Raw genomic sequence first — 14,900 nt, 5'->3', positions numbered from 1 at the left:
GCCACTCATCGTTCCGGGAGCGAGAGGAAATCGCGGAGCCACACGTCGACCTCACCCATGGTGTCCGTGTCGACGACACCGATCACGTCATGCAACCGTTCGCGCGTGACCGTACGGGGTTGCTGGGTCATCGCGAATGTCGGACGAGATGGCGTGAAAGCGGGTCCGCGCAAGCGGATGTGATTCGGCCAGCCCCGGTCCGTCGTCGTCGCGGGCAGGATGATCGCCAGCGAATCCGCCTGTTCGAGATACAGATTGCTCGCTATCACCAGCGCCAGACGCCTGCCGGACTGCTCCCGTCCCCGAACGGGATCCAACTCGGCCCAGACGACCATCCCGCGCCGAAGGTCAGCCGACATCGTATACCCAGTGGTCTACCTTCCCCACCCGAACACCTTGGGCCGCGCCGCTCCCACCCTATACCTGACCATTGACGAACGTGACATTAAGTGATGTCATAAACGGGTAGCCGCATTCGTCCTCGACAGCCGCTCGATCGTCGACGACGCACGACTTTCTGGGAGACGCTCATATATGTCCGTAGGCACTGACCAACAACACATCTCAGATACCGGAGCCGTCGAGAGTTTCTGCGACACCGGCCCCGACGAGGTGTCGGACCGGTTGCTGCGATCGGCCGCATGCTCCTCACGCAACGCGATGGTCGAGATCGACTGGAACGCGCCCCTCGATCCGACGAAGTACGGCTGCAGCCCGGAGTGGTCGACACTGTTCGGCACCGCCTACTGGAACGAGATGACCGAGGAACAACGGATCTCGCTGACCCGGCACGAGTTCGCGTCGATCATGAGCATCGGGATCTGGTTCGAGATGATGCTACAAGAGTTGGTCTTTCGCGATCAGTACCTGGCCGACTATCACCGGCCGGAGTTCCAGTTCGCCATGACCGAGGTCGCCGACGAATGTCGCCACTCGCTGATGTTCGCCCTGGCGACGAAGAAGATGGTCGGCACCTGCTATCAGCCGCATCCACGCCTCGGGCGTTTCGCGAAACTGTTCAAGAGCACCGCAAGGAACGAGGTCGCCTACGCCGGCATTCTGGTGGCCGAGGAGATCCTCGACGTCTTCCAGCGTGGATGCATGCGCGACGAGCGCGTTCTGCCCTTCATCCGCACGGTGAACGAGATCCACGTCCTCGAGGAGTCCCGTCACATGCGGTTCGCGCGCGAGGAGGTCAGGCAGCGGATGCAGGGAGTCGGGTGGCTGCGCAGGCAGTGGAGCGCGCTGAACGTCGCCCTCGCGTCGTCGTACATCGTGTTGAGCCTCGTGCGACCTCGCGCCTACGCCGACGCGGGCCTGGACTACCACCGGGCGGTCGCCGAGATGCGTGCGAATCATCATTTCCAATCGATGGTCCGCAGCGGCTGCGCTCACCTGATGCAATTTCTTGACGAAGTAGGCCTACTCACTCCCGCGGCGGCCCGCATCTATCGGAAGGTACACATGCTGTAGGCGCCGATTCATCGACGCTGCGTCAACGACACCTCCACCTCATCGCCGATCCCTTTCCCGATCTGCGACAGAAATGCCACCGTGATCGGGAGCTTGTGCCGGCCGTCGCCGAGCGCCATGAACGAGCTCTCGAACGGGCTGCCGTCGATGGTGCCGGTGACCTTCACCAGACCGCGTGTCCCGAAATGCGCCGCGGTCCAGTCAGTGACCTGACTTGGCTCAATTTAGTGTCCACCCCGGATCGCGTTGAGGGCTTGGTAAAGGTCGTTGGGTAGCGGGTCGGCAGCGGTGATGGTTTGTGGCCCAGCTTGGATGGTGATTGTCCGGTAACGGCGAGCGGTGGTCACGAACTTCTTGATAGACCATTCGGTGCGGGCTTCAATGACACGGGTGATCGCGAGGGCGGCGAACACGATCGTCAGGTGCGCCCGGATGGAGTCTTCGGTGTGGTGGAAGATCGGCCGGGCAGCGAGATCGGATTTGGACATGCGGAAACTCTTCTCGATCCGCCACAGCTGGTGGTAGGCACCGATCACGAATTGCGGTGTCGGAGAATCGATATTGGTGGCGTAGGCCTTCCACCCAGCCAAGGTTCGGGCCTTGGTCTCGAGCTGACGATTCACGCTCTTGTCGGCACCTTTGAGCGTGACGAACCGGTTGCGTTTGACCGGAATATTCCCGGCGACGGCCTTCTCGGCTTTGTCGACCTGCTCGTTGATTCCGCGCAGACTGCGGCGGGCCCGGTCGGCGCTGTACTGGAAGTAGACGACCTGATCGCGGCGGTAGCTGGTTTTGGCGTTGGCCGGTGACCGCTGGGTCAACACCAACCGATCCGGCGGGATCGAACCAGGATTGTTCTTGTGCCACTTGCTGATCTGGTAGGGAATGGTCGGGACTTTGTCGCCGAGGATGAACGAGAGCCCGGCGTCTTCGATGGCCTTCTTGTTCGCTGCGGAGATCATCCCGGCATCGGCGACCACGGTGACGTCGGTGAGCTGATGGGCCTTCATGAACGCAGTCAGCGTCGGCATCATCGTCAGCGTTTCGGCCTTGTTGCCCTCGAACGCCTCGACCATCAACGGAAATCCGGTCGCATCAGTTAACAGGCCGACGGTGATCTGTGGCTCGAGGCGGCGTTCCTTGGAGAATCCAGGTTCGCGGAATCCGTCGGCCTTGTCAGTCTCGAAGTACAGCGTGGTGACGTCGTAGAGCACCAAGGTGGTCGGGCCCAGGCCGGCATGCGCGGCGCACACCGCGGCCAGGGCCTTGCGCCACCCGGCGTTCGCATAGGTTTGCAGTCGACGCTTGACCGTCGCATACGAGGAAGCCGCGACCCCGACTTCCTCCAACACGCGCAGCGAGTCGAGTTTGCTCGTCGGTTCAATGATTCTGGCGAGGACTAGATCGCGAAACACGCTGTCGCCGTTAGTCGCTGCACCGAATCCGAGTTCGATGTACACGTCGTTCAGGCACTCCCAGAGCACTGCCATCCGAGCACTGGTGATCGGCAGTGGTCCGGCGCCATCGGCAGCGGTGATGCCCAGATCCAGGTGCAGTTGACCGGCGGCGAGTCGGCCGGCCGCGGCCGCTTTCAACGCCGCCAACTCCCGCTCATCGTGGGCTGAACCGATGTGCTCAATCTGACGTGACCCACGCCGATTCGAATGCACGATCTGCACCGCCGTCGCTCCCGACGCAGTCTTCACCGTCCGCACAAACGCCACCCAGCAAGCCTAGAACCCACCGATTAGTGTCCACCACCGAACCCATCACCCCAGGTCACTGACTCGCGAACCGCCAAATCCCGAAAAATGAGCCAAGTCAGGCAATTGATCTCTGTCCTGCCACGCCTGCGCGAATTCATCTGACGTCCACGCCTGTCGCCCGAAAAAAGTTGAGCTCCAACCTACAAACAGAAAATCTGAAACAGGAAATTTCGTTCGAGCGAACCTACATCGGGTGATGCCACCAATACGGCGGCAGGGCCGGCGAGGGGCAATCCCTCACCGCACCCTCTCTCCCACCGGGGGCATTCGCAGTGACCCCAATACTAGCCTCGAAATTTCGTGCTGTGAGGTTGACCCCGTTTGCCGGACATCCTGATGGCCAGTGTGAGGCTGGCGAGAGAGGATGTGGTGATGGGAGCGAAGCGGAGGAGTTTCACGCCGAAGTATCGGCGTGAGGCTGCGCATTTGGTGATTGATACCGGTCGCACGATCGCGGAGGTTGCGCGTGAGGTCGGTGTGGGTGAGCAGTTGCTGGGTCGGTGGGTGGCTATGGAGCGTTCACGTATGGATGATCCGCCGCCGGCGGTTGATGCCGATGAGCGTGCCGAGTTGGAGCGGTTGCGTCGTGAGGTGGCTGAGTTGCGGATGGATCGGGAGTTTCTAAAAAAAGCGGCAGCCTTCTTCGCCGCCGAGAATTCGTCGCAGAACAAGCGTACGAAGTAATCGAAGCGGAGAAGGCTAGTTTTCCGATCACGCGGGCGGCTGAGTTGTTGGGTGTCTCGCGTTCTGGGTTTTATGAATGGCGGGAACGCCAGGGTTCTGGGCCGAGTGCCCGTCAGGAGCGTCGTCGGGAGCTGACGGAGAAGATCGTGTCGTTTCATGATGAGTCTGATCGGGTGTACGGCGCGCCGCGGATCACTGCTGATCTGCGGGATGCGGGAGAGGTGGTGTCGCAGAAGACGGTTGCTAAACTGATGCGTGCCAACGGTATTGAGGGAATCAGTCCTCGTTCGTGGGTGCCGGTGACGACGATTGCCGATCCTCATCCACATACGATTCCGGACCTGGTGGGTCGCCGATTCGATCGGGGCGTGTTGAATATGGTGTGGACCTCGGATATCACGTATCTACGCACGAAATCGGATGGGTGGCTGTATTTGTGTGCTGTGCGTGATGGTTGTTCGCGTCGGGTGATCGGCTATGCTTTTTCTGATAGTCTGCACACTGATGTTGTGGAGACCGCTTTCCGGAATGCGATGATGTTTCGGGAGTCGGATACCGGGCCGACGGAGCGGGTGATTTTTCATGCTGATCGTGGGTGCCAGTACACGTCGGCGCAGATGGCTGAGGTGGCCGCTGAGTTCAACGCGCGGCTCTCGGTGGGCCGGACCGGGGTGTGCTGGGACAACGCCCAGCAGGAGAGTTTCTGGTCGACGTTGAAGACCGAGTACTTCGACCGCTACGAGTTCGACACGCACTTGCAGGCCATCGTTGGGGTGTCACGGTGGATTGATCAGGTCTACAACCGTAGGAGGCGTCACAGCGCGCTGGGCAACACCAGTCCGGTAGCGTTCGAACGCAACATGATTGACCAGGCGGCCGTACAAGCCGCTTAACCGGTGTCCGGCAAACGGGGTGAACCCCAGCTGCGACGGTGTCTGGTTGGGACGAGGTGGATCAGAAGCAGTTGGCCGAGCAGCTCCTGGCTCAGGCCAAGGAGCAGGGCGTGGAGTTGATGGACCCGAATGGGTTGCTCAATCAGCTCACCAAGAACGTCCTCGAAACCGCATTGAATGCGGAGATGACCGACACCTTGGCTACGAGAGACACGATGCTGCCGGTCGCGGCAGCGGCAATTCCCGGAACGGCACCCGATCAAAGACCGTGCTCACCGAGATCGGGCGAGTGGAGATCGAGGTCCCTCGCGTGCATGCGCAGCGCCAACACCACCGCTACCTGCTGACACCTTTCTCGGACACATCCATCCGGGTTATCCTGAATCTCGAAATAATCTGTCCGACAATATATTTTGTGCTGAATTGCCAGCCGGTCCGGGTGCGTTATCGCCGATCACGCACCACAGGTGAGTACATCTACAGCGACCGGGCGTAAATGGAGTGTATGTACGTTGCGTCGATGTCGATCGCGGGGTCGTTGTCCAGATTTCCGGTGACGGCGTTGACCACTGTCGGCAGGTCGCAGTGGTCGATTCCCCAGTCTCTCAGTCGCGTTGCGGTGCCCGTTTGCTTCGTGAATTTCTTGATTCCCTCGTAGACGGTGTCGTTGTCCAATACGTGTGCGATGGCGGAGAAGTGCATCGCTGATGGTTCGGTATGTTCGAGCCAGGCCGGATACAGCGCGGCCAGCCCTCGGCCGTGTGAAATATTCAGCTGTGGAAGCGCTCCCAATGCTTGTTGCAGACGGTGCGGTAGGCAGGTGCTGACGGTGGCGACGTTGATCCCTCCCAGTACCGATGCGAGGGCGAGGGCGTCGAGATGCTTCGGGTCGCGGTTGCCTTCGAGCACGGGAGGCAGGTTTTCGGTGATCAAGCTGATTGCGTGTGTGGAGATGGTTCGGCTTACGGGCGTGGAGCGCCGAGCGACGGCCCCTTCGATTGCATGGGCAAGTGAGTCGAAGGCTGTGTCCGCGAGAACGGTGGGAGGGACCGTTGCGAGTAGGTCCGAGTCGATGATGGCGGTACGTGGGGTTACTGCCGCACCGCGGATGCCGGCGCGAAAGTTTCGGGTGGTGTCGGTGATGATTGCACCTTTGGTCACCTCGGAGCCACTTCCTGCGGTGGTGGGGACAGCAATGATCGGCAGCGCTGATGTTGTGGTGTCGAGGGTGTGTCCGATCAGGTCTCGAACGGTGCTGTCGTAGCTGTGCGTTACTGCGATTGCTTTGGCTGCGTCGATGGCGCTGCCGCCTCCCAATCCGATCACGACGTCGATATCTCGTGCTTTCGTGATTGCGGCGGCCGCGTCGATTTCGTCTGATCGTGGGTTCGGTGATACCTCGTCGTAGACGGTGCTGTGGATGCCCGATACCTGCAATGAATCGAGGACACGTTGAAGGTGACCGTGTGCTCGTGCTGCTCTGCGTCCGGTGACGACGAGTGCGTGTGAGCCGCTTTCACCGGTCAGCTCTCCGGTGCGGTTGACAGTTCCGGCGCCGAATACGATGCGGGTGGGAATGTGCAGATCGAAAGTCATGACAGTCCTGGTGTGGTGATCGTCTGACGGCGGTGTGATCGCCGGAGGGGGTCGAGGACGGTGTTCGTGCCTTCGGTGATCAGCTGCAAGGCCGATCCACCTCCGGTCGATGTTGCACCCTCCCAGGGTAATTCCAGAACGGTGTCGCCGCCCAGTAGCAGTGCGTGTGTGGGTAGCACCTCTGCGATGGCTGAGGTAGCGGTGGTGTGTCCTGCGGCTGTGTACGCCGGGGGACCTGCTACGAGCACGCTGGTGGCCTGCTGCACACCTTGCAGGGCCCAGGGTTCGACATCGAAGTCGACGATCGCGTGATCGGCAGGCACACCATCTGTGATGGCCACGGGCCGCGCAGGTTCTGTGCGCAGCGAGGCGACAGGGGCGATGTACACCGTCTTCGGTAGGTGTAGTCGGGTACGACCCGGTGCAGCCAGTGCACGTCGAGCGGCGGCCGCGCAGGCACCAGCTTGCGAGCCGAGATCGGATTTGCCGATGTCGTACCCGGATGCCTGGAGCAGCGTGTTGAGTACCACTCCGCCCGGAACGAGGACGTCACATCGTCCCATCAGGTGTGCAAGACCGGTCAAGGTTTTTTCGGGTTTGGTGCCGCCAAGCACGACTGCTGATCCGGGCCGCGCGTCCGCTCCGATTATCCACGGAGTCAGGAAGTCGATGTCCGAGACGAGCGCGGTAGTCGCCCAACCGGGTCGGTGGTCGAGCACACCGACATTCGATGCATGTGCCCGATGGGCTTTGGAGAACCCGCTCAGCGCGACGTAGTCACCCAGGTGCGCAAATTTCGCCGCCAGCTCGGGTGTGTTCTGTTCTTCTCCGCGGTGGAATCGGGTGTTGCCGAAGACCACGATCTCACCGTCGGTCATTCGTTCCGCACGGTCGCGGGCTGCATGGGAGGCGTTGTCGGGAAAGTAGGACACCGCCCGGTCGAGGGCTCGGGTAAGGTAGTCGGAAATGTAGTCCAGATGTCGAGCGGAGTCGTCACGGTGGCTTCCCTGGTGGCTCAGTATCGCGACACGTGCGCCGTGATCGGAGAGACGACGCAGGTCCTTGAGCTCGGTGTCGATCCGCGAAGTGGCGGTCAATGCTGGTCCGACATTGAACCCTGCGCTGTAGATCCATCGCTGCCCCGGCTCGACTGGGTGCTCACGCAGCAGGGGCACCCCATCGAGCGGACCTTCGGGTGTCGCTGTATTCGATGTCGCTTCGGTTTGTCGGGTCATAGGCCGTAAGTCCGTAGTCCGGTGGTTTCGTCCAGTCCGAGCGCGACGTTCAGGTTTTGGATGGCGGAGCCGGCTGCACCTTTGACGAGGTTGTCACTGACCCCGACCACGCGTACTACCCCGATTCTGGGGTCGTAGTCCAGACCTATGTGGCAGAAATTGGACCCCACGACCGATGCCAGACTGGGATAGCGTCGATAGTCTTTGTCAGTGAGTCCGCCGACAGCGTTGTGTTCGTTAATGCGTACGAAGAAGTCTCCGTCTCCGTCGCGTCCGTAGCGGCGGGTGTAGATCCCGAGAATGTCCTCTCGGGTGACGTCGGTTCGGATATCGGCGCGTAGCGATACGCTGGCTTGGATGAAGATGCCACGTGCGTAGTTGCCGTGTGCGGTGGCGAGGTCGACGGTGATCGGTGTCCCTGCGATTCGGCTGAGCTGATCTTCGATCTCCGGTGCGTGCCGGTGGCCGCTGAGGTTGTACGGGAGCATCGAACCGAAGACCTCGGCATGCGAGGTCTCCGGCCTGGGGGTGATGCCCGCGCCGGTTGTCCCGTTGACTGCGGCGATGTGTATCAGGGCGGCGGTGTCCACCCAGGGTGAGTCGATGAGTGGGGCCAACGCAAGCAGTGCGGTGATGGCGTAGCACCCAGGATTGGCGATCAGGCGGGCACTGTCGAGGGAGTGTCTGTTCAGTTCCGTTGCTCCGTAGACCGCGTCGGCGAGTAACTGTGTGGCAGTGTGTTCTTTTCCGTGGGCGGATCGGAACGAACCTGGATTGTCGAAGCGGAAGTCGGCACTGAGATCGACGACCGTGAGGCCGGCTGCCAGTAGTGCCGGGGCGATGCGCATCGCTTCCCCGGTCGGAGTGCACAGCAGTGCGGCATGGAACTTGCTCGGATCTTCCAGGACGGAGTCCGTGTGTTTGAACGAGAGTCCGCTTCCAAGGAGGTTGGGATGCGCGCGGTCGAAGTCGTCGTCGCCGCGCGAGGTCGGGACTACCTCGCCTACAGCTGGGTGGTTGCTCAGTAGCCGACATGCCTCTCCCCCTGCGTAGCCACTTCCGCCGACCACAGCGACCCGGAGTTTGCTGTTTGGACTGCTCATTGCTTCGTCCCGTCTGACTGAGGATTTCCGGTTGCTATGTGCAGCATGATTTTTCCTGTCTGAGTGGCATCATCGTGCATGAGCGAGAATGCTCGATCCGCCTCATCGAGGGCGAATCGATGCGTGATCAGTGCGGTGGGGTCCATTCCCTGTTCGAGCCAACCGATAACGGCGCGGAAGTCGGCGGCAGTCGACAGCGCGGAGCAGCGAATGGTGGCTTCCTTGCCGACGAACGCATTGACCTCTACCGGTGTGGCGCCGGCGAAGTAGCTGACCACGATGACCTCACCGCCTGGGCGCACTATGTGCGCTGCATGCTCGAACACCCCGCGGTAGCCGCTGGCGATCACGACGACATCGGCCGCGCCCGCCAAGGCTGCGGTGACGGCGGCGACCGGGTCCGAACGGGAGGCGTCGATGTAGTGATGCGCGCCCGCAGCTGTTGCCAGCGAACCTTTGTCGGATCCGAGATCGACGCACGCCACGGGTCCCAGGTCGTGCTGGCGGGCGGCGATCGAGCAAGCCAGCCCGATAGTTCCCGAACCGAGAATGGCGACGCTTCCGCGGTTCTGCGCGAGTGCGATCGCATGGCGACCGATCGACAGCGGCTCGACCAAGGCGCCCGCTGCCGGGTCGAGTCCTTCCGGTAGGCGATACGTCATGGATTCGCGCAACATCACGTATTCGGCGAAGGAGCCGGTCCAGTCGAGGTGGCTGAGGTTGAGTTTGTTGCGGCACAGATTCGTCGCTCCGTCGGCGCAGTCGCCGCATCGGCCACAGTGAGCGAAGGCGGCTGAGCAGACGAGATCTCCGTGTGAAAACCGCGTGACCGCAGTGCCGCTGTCGATGATCGTGCCCGAGAATTCGTGTCCTAGGACCGCGGGCGCGCTCTTGTAGGGGTGCGTGCCGCGAAACGCCGCGAGGTCAGATCCGCAGATTCCACTGGCTTCGACTCGAACCAGCAGCTCGTCCGATCGGGGTTGGGGGCGAGGTATTCGTCGGTGCTGTATGTGGCCTGTTTCGGTCAGGACGGCGGCGTTCATGTAGTAGGTGTGCGGCGTCATGTTAGACGATTCGGTTGTCGACGGGGCGGCCCGAAAGCGCCTCTGCGAGGCGCTCGATGAGGATGGTGCCCACTCTGCGTTGCGCGTCGACGGTGCCTGCGCCGATATGCGGAGTCAGCACGACGTTGTCGAGTTCTGCCAGTGGCGGCGTTCCCCACTCGCGGTTGTGCACGTCGAGTGCTGCGCCGGCGATAGAGCCGGACCGTAGGGCGCGTTCGAGAGCATGTTCATCGATCACTCCTCCTCGCGAGACATTGATCAGGTATGCGTGCTTGGGCATCGCGCGCAGTTCAGGGGCTCCGATGAGGTGGTGTGTGCACGGGGTCAGCGGAACGGTCACGAACACGAAGTCCGATCGGTGCAGCAGTTCGTCCGTCGACACGCGGGTGACTCCGCGCGCAGCGAGCTGGCTGTCTCGTTCCCGTGTCGGATGTTCGAGGGAGCCGAGCACGAGTGCGCCCAGTGCGGTGAAGATGTCGGCCAACCGTGTTCCGATGCGTCCGAGTCCGATGATGCCGACGGATCGAGAAGCCAGCTCCGGGCCGACGGAGCCCTGTTTGTCCCAGAATCCGGTTCTGATGTGTCGGTCGCTACGGGCTATGTTGCGGGTCAGTGCGAGCACCAGACCGAGAGCCAGTTCGGCTACAGCGTTCGCGGATGCTCCGGGGATATTGAACACGCAGATGTCGGCTCGTCTGCAGGCATCGAGGTCGATGTTGTCCGTGCCAGCACCGGCACGGGCGATGACCCGTAGCTTGGGTGCGCGTTCGATGGTGTCGGCAGTGAGTTCGACTCCGCTGCGCATAACGATCGCGTCCGTATCGAATACGAGGGCCATGAGTTTGTCCGGTTCTGGTCGGATGCTGACGCTCACGTCGTATGCGCGCCCGAGCTGTTCGAGTGCGCTGGGGGCAATGGGATCGACCACGAGCACTCGTGTTCGTTGCTGTTCGGCCATGGGTGTCAGGTGCTCCTCGTGTCCGGATCGATCCGGTCAGGGTTGTAGTCGCCGGTGGCTCCAGTCGGCTGTAGGTACGGGGCGCTCGTAGACCAGACGTCGATGAAGACGGTCGGGGCTTCCGTACCAAAACTCGATGCTGACCGGACGCAACACGAACGCTCGCCATCGCTCGGGCCGGGGTATCTCGTCGGTGCTGGCGAGCAGCTCATGGGCTTGCGCTCGCAGGTGGTTCTCGTCGTCGAGGCGGTGACTTTGGTGGGACACTGCCGTGGTGGCCTGGGCTTGGCGCGGCCGCTCGGCGAACAACCGATCCGAGGTCTCGTCACCAGCATCGTCGATCGGGCCCGAGAGGTTCACTTGCTGCAAAGTCTCGCGCCAGTAGAAATTTACTGCGCCGAATGGACGCACATCGAGATCACGGCCTTTGCGACTGTCCGCGAAACTGGTGAAAACGATGCCCTCGGAGGTGATGTCCTTCACTGACACCACTCGTGTGGAGATTGTGTCCGACGCTGTAGCCAGTACCGCCGAACTGGGTTCGCGGACATGCCGTTCGGCAGCGCTGGCGGACCACTGTTGCAGGAGCTGCAGTGGGTGTTGTGGTGGCGTGTCGAATTCTGGGAGCTGCAGGGTGGCGTCACCAGTCAGCGAGCTATCACCGGGTTGGTTGGGAGGGGTCGGTGCCATGTGGACTCCTGTGTGTCGACAATGGTCGGATTGATACTTCAGCGCTGGGTTCGACTGCTGCAGTGGCGGGTTCGATTGCCGCGCGGCGCATGTGTCAGACCAATTGGTGTGCGGCGGCGCGGCGAGCCGAGGACCAGAATTCGCGGAGCCACCGCAGTACGTCCTGCATGACGTGGTGGTTCTGGTTGGGGCGCAGCGCTCCGAGTTGGAAGAACATCACGCCCTCGCTGGGTGGTCCGAGCAGAGTCAGACGTCGATCGGGTGCCCCGTCGGCACGGACGGGATGGAAGTCTTCGGTCAGGTCCAGACCGCCGGGTGCGAAATCTGAATGTCCCTGCAGGCCGGGGTTGGTCCAGGTGCGGACGAGTCCGCGGCGGAGCAGGTTCGGGTAAAGCGGGAGGATGTCGTGTTCGGCTGCGAACGGATGGACACGGGAGTCGACGAGAACATCGATCTCCGTGTCCGTTCCGGTCAACGGGCCGACCACGTGAAAGTGCCCGGTCTCCTCGTCTGTGCGTACGTAGGCATCGGGGCCGGCCGAGACATCGACGATGCCCTGCTCGATCAGTACACGCACCTTTTCCATCACTTCCAGCGCGGCTCCATTGCAGAGGCGATTGTGGTGTCGCATGAACACATCGAGAAAATCCCGGTGCGAGTCCGCCTGCAGGCCGCCGAAGTCCAGAACAAAGGCGAGCACGTCTCGGAGATCGCGCCATACCCCGTCGGCAGCGGCTTTGGCTGGGTTGTCGAGGTTGTTCTGGGCAGCCCAGCGATGATCGATGTCAATGAAATTGAGCAACGCATCGCGATAGTGGCGACCTGATGAGTACCTGGTGCGCGGCAACGGCTCGATGGCCTTCTCCCAGGAGAACCGGTTGTCCGAAGCGCGGGTCGGGTGTCGATACGGTGATTCGGCGCGTGCGACGTCGGCAGCGAAGGCGTCCGTGTCGATTGCGGCTGTCAACTTCTGCGCACGGCTTGGCCCGAAGACGACCTCGAGGTAGCGGTTCAGACCCGCGCGTGCGTCCCATGACACATCGGACAGAGCGCCGAGCGTGCTTGCGCCGGTGAGTACTTCGTCGATGCGGGTTGCTGCGTCATCGACGGCACGTTCGAGCGGGCCGAGAACTCTGGTGATGGCCTCGTCGGAGCTCGCCCCGGCGCCGCCGTCGGCCAGGAACGCCCGATACTCCCCTTCGGCCACCTGCGCGAGATACTCGCCGAAGTTCTCGCCGTACAAAGTTCGGTAATACAGGTGTGCCATTTCGAGGACGACCAGGGGAAGAACCTGCTTGCGAAAGTCGAGCTGCAGCGCTGTTCTGGTGCCGAGTCGATTCGGAACACCGACCACGCGTCGCAGCTGGGCTACGGCGTCTTCGGTCAGAAAGACCCCTCGGTGTTCGAGCCGCCCCAGGTCCTGCTCTTTTGCGTTGTACGGTCTGGCGAAAGTGAACAACCCTGATCGACTGAATACCGCGATCGACTTCGGCTCCTGCCCGGACGGGTGGTATACCAGTTCAGCATCTGGAGGGCGCTCGAATCGCCCCCCGCGGCCTTCTGTCAGATGCAGGATGATGTCGATGCTGGTCAACCCCATTCCCAGGCATCCGACGACGCTGGACGTGTCGATCACCCCCGCGCCGAATGCCGCGTCGAGGGGGTATGCGGAGGGGACGAAGACAGCCCGGTGTTTGGCTGCGAAACTGGTCCACTGCCGGCGGCTCGGGTAGTGAAGTGGGTCGTTGGAGGAATGACCGGTGATCATCAGAACGTGGTTCGCCTCGACTGTGTCGCCACCGTCGGCGGTCACCACGCCGAGCGTGCGGTCGTTGTCGACGAGGTCGATCACTTCACCGTGGTGTAGTTCGACTTCGACACCGGGGTGCTCGCGCAGGAGAGCGACGTAGCGATCGAATCGCTCACGCAGTGCTTCGCCGTGGATGTAGCGTTTCGGCCAGCCCTCGGCTTGCAGGTCGTAGACCGGATCACCGGTCTCGTCGAATTTGTTTCGGCACCAATCCAAGAGTGTCGGCCTGTCCGCGGGGCTCAGTAATGGGCCTGCGTCCTCGACCGATTCATCGGCGGCGAAAGCTACTTGACCGACGATGCGATTGAGGAAGCTGGTGGTCGGTTGGTCGGGGCTGTGGACCTGGCCTGCGCCGAACTGCCCGGACTTGTCGAAGATGTGGATATGCAGCTGGATCGGTCCGGTTTCGGCTCCGACCGTCGCTGCCAAGCGGTCCAGGACGTACGTGCTGCTGGGTCCGCCGCCGACGATCGCCAATGTCGATGTCTGCGCGTTCATGCACCGACCTCCACATCGAGCTGCTGTGACAGCGCCGTGAGGGCGTCGTCGTATGCGTGGAGGAACCCGGTGATGTCGTTGTCGGTGAGCTGACCCATGTTGGCTACTCGGAAGAGACCGTCGAGTTGCGCTTGGGTGGAGTAGATGACGTAACCGCGTTCTTTCAAGGCATCGTGCAGCTGAAGGTACGAAATTCCACTGGGGAGGTAGACATTGGTGACCGAGTTTGCCTGGTGCTCCGGGTCGAGCAGGAACGTTGCTCCGCGCTCACGCAGTCCCTCTCGGATGCGTTGGGCCAGTGCCGCATAGCGTTTTCCTCGCGCCTGGACTCCTTCGTCGAGGGTTCTGTCCAACGCCGCGTCCAGTGAGGCGAGGACCTGCAGTGCGGGGGTGAACAGCGGCGCGTGTTCGTGTTCTTGCGCGCGGTAGTGTGCGTGCAGGTCCAGGTAGAACGTGTGTGGCGCAACATCGGCGAGGGCGGTGAAGCTGCTGTGCCGCGCGGTGACGATGCTCGAACCCGGTAGTGCTTCGAGATTTTTGTTCGCTGTCGAGACCAACCAGTCGATGTGGTCGGCGTACACATCGACCTTTTCCGACCCCAGGCTGCTGATGGCATCGACCGCCAGCGAACGTCGGTGCCGGGCAACGATTTCGCCCACCTCGCGCAAAGGGTTGAGTTGACCTGTGCTGGTCTCGTGATGTACCAGGGCCACATGTGTCAGTGAGGGGTCATCGGCCAACACGCGATCGACCTCGGCGAGGTCTATGGCGTGAGTCCATCCGAATTCCAGCCGCTGGTACGGAATTCGATGCAGATCGACGATTCGAGTTATTCGATCGGCGTAATGCCCGTTGTCGAGGATCAGGATGCGCCCGTTTGCCGGGACCACGGAAGAGAACACCGCTTCCAGAGCTGCGGTACCTGATCCGGCCAGTACCACGGAGGTGAACGAATCGTCTCCGCCTGCCACGGTGGTTGCCTTGGCTCGCACGCGGTCGATCAAGGCTGCGGCCTCCGGTTCGCGATGGCAACTGTCCGGTGCCGCGATAGCGGCTCGGACATCGTCGTGGACATTGACCGGACCAGGGTTGAGCAGAACCAATCGACGTGTATCTGAATTGGACATCAG

Annotated in this window: 13 protein-coding genes and 1 pseudogene; 3 read left to right on the top strand and 11 right to left on the bottom strand. The window is 61.9% G+C overall.

Going from position 1 to position 14,900, the window contains the following annotated elements; translation table 11 throughout:
* Positions 1–5: 5 nt before the first annotated feature.
* On the bottom strand, positions 6–359 hold the full coding sequence (locus QSJ19_RS16885) for a type II toxin-antitoxin system PemK/MazF family toxin (RefSeq protein ID WP_286322043.1): 354 nt from the start codon (positions 357–359) through the stop codon (positions 6–8).
* A gap of 175 nt (positions 360–534) precedes the next feature.
* On the opposite strand from QSJ19_RS16885, the gene QSJ19_RS16880 reads away from it, so the two are divergent.
* Positions 535–1,473 (top strand): AurF N-oxygenase family protein, encoded by a 939-nt coding sequence (locus tag QSJ19_RS16880; RefSeq protein WP_286322040.1) that lies wholly within the window; start codon positions 535–537, stop codon positions 1,471–1,473.
* An 8-nt stretch (positions 1,474–1,481) separates the two neighbouring features.
* Here the strand turns inward: QSJ19_RS16880 and QSJ19_RS16875 are convergent, their stop codons facing one another.
* Together QSJ19_RS16875 and QSJ19_RS16870 are read right to left on the bottom strand one after the other, a co-directional pair.
* A complete protein-coding gene (locus QSJ19_RS16875) occupies positions 1,482–1,697 on the bottom strand; it encodes a DUF1905 domain-containing protein (RefSeq protein ID WP_353507154.1) in 216 nt (71 codons plus the stop codon).
* A complete protein-coding gene (locus QSJ19_RS16870; RefSeq protein ID WP_502876208.1) occupies positions 1,698–3,197 on the bottom strand; it encodes an IS1634 family transposase in 1,500 nt (499 codons plus the stop codon).
* A 414-nt stretch (positions 3,198–3,611) separates the two neighbouring features.
* Here QSJ19_RS16870 and QSJ19_RS16865 point away from each other — a divergent pair.
* Both QSJ19_RS16865 and QSJ19_RS16860 read left to right on the top strand, forming a co-directional pair.
* Positions 3,612–4,816 (top strand): IS3 family transposase gene (locus QSJ19_RS16865; RefSeq protein WP_286322187.1). Its coding sequence is split into 2 segments (ribosomal slippage): positions 3,612–3,872 and positions 3,875–4,816, totalling 1,203 coding nucleotides; the frame shifts between segments, so codons are not numbered across the junction.
* 38 nt (positions 4,817–4,854) lie between these two features.
* A pseudogene (locus tag QSJ19_RS16860) lies at positions 4,855–5,135 on the top strand (transposase); the annotation flags it as partial.
* A 158-nt stretch (positions 5,136–5,293) separates the two neighbouring features.
* Here QSJ19_RS16860 and QSJ19_RS16855 read toward each other — a convergent pair.
* From QSJ19_RS16855 to QSJ19_RS16820, 8 genes are all read right to left on the bottom strand, one after another.
* Positions 5,294–6,412 carry an iron-containing alcohol dehydrogenase gene (locus tag QSJ19_RS16855; RefSeq protein WP_286322039.1) on the bottom strand — a complete coding sequence of 373 codons (1,119 nt, stop codon included), beginning with the start codon at positions 6,410–6,412 and terminating at the stop codon, positions 5,294–5,296.
* Complete coding sequence (pgk, locus tag QSJ19_RS16850; RefSeq protein ID WP_286322037.1) at positions 6,409–7,509, bottom strand: phosphoglycerate kinase; 1,101 nt, start codon at positions 7,507–7,509, stop codon at positions 6,409–6,411. The genes QSJ19_RS16855 and pgk overlap by 4 nt, the downstream gene beginning before the upstream one ends.
* A gap of 134 nt (positions 7,510–7,643) precedes the next feature.
* Positions 7,644–8,750, bottom strand: a complete 1,107-nt coding sequence (gene argC, locus QSJ19_RS16845) for an N-acetyl-gamma-glutamyl-phosphate reductase (RefSeq protein WP_286322036.1) — start codon at positions 8,748–8,750, stop codon at positions 7,644–7,646.
* Entirely contained in the window at positions 8,747–9,793 is a 1,047-nt protein-coding gene (locus tag QSJ19_RS16840) for a zinc-dependent alcohol dehydrogenase (RefSeq protein WP_286322035.1), read from the bottom strand. Before QSJ19_RS16840 ends, argC begins: the two co-directional genes overlap by 4 nt.
* A 22-nt stretch (positions 9,794–9,815) precedes the next feature.
* On the bottom strand, positions 9,816–10,772 hold the full coding sequence (locus QSJ19_RS16835; protein WP_286322034.1) for an NAD(P)-dependent oxidoreductase: 957 nt from the start codon (positions 10,770–10,772) through the stop codon (positions 9,816–9,818).
* Between the two features lie 36 nt (positions 10,773–10,808).
* Entirely contained in the window at positions 10,809–11,462 is a 654-nt protein-coding gene (locus QSJ19_RS16830; protein ID WP_286322033.1) for a pyridoxal 5'-phosphate synthase, read from the bottom strand.
* 94 nt (positions 11,463–11,556) lie between these two features.
* On the bottom strand, positions 11,557–13,770 hold the full coding sequence (locus QSJ19_RS16825) for an FAD/NAD(P)-binding protein (RefSeq protein WP_286322032.1): 2,214 nt from the start codon (positions 13,768–13,770) through the stop codon (positions 11,557–11,559).
* On the bottom strand, positions 13,767–14,873 hold the full coding sequence (locus QSJ19_RS16820; protein WP_286322031.1) for a pyridoxal-phosphate-dependent aminotransferase family protein: 1,107 nt from the start codon (positions 14,871–14,873) through the stop codon (positions 13,767–13,769). The genes QSJ19_RS16825 and QSJ19_RS16820 overlap by 4 nt, the downstream gene beginning before the upstream one ends.
* Between the last annotated feature and the right edge of the window lie 27 nt (positions 14,874–14,900).

Origin of the sequence: Gordonia sp. ABSL11-1, from assembly GCF_030315685.1 — a bacterium.
Lineage (GTDB): Bacteria > Actinomycetota > Actinomycetes > Mycobacteriales > Mycobacteriaceae > Gordonia.
Note: the sequence above shows the minus strand (reverse complement) of the source record. Positions and strands in the feature narration are given on the sequence as shown.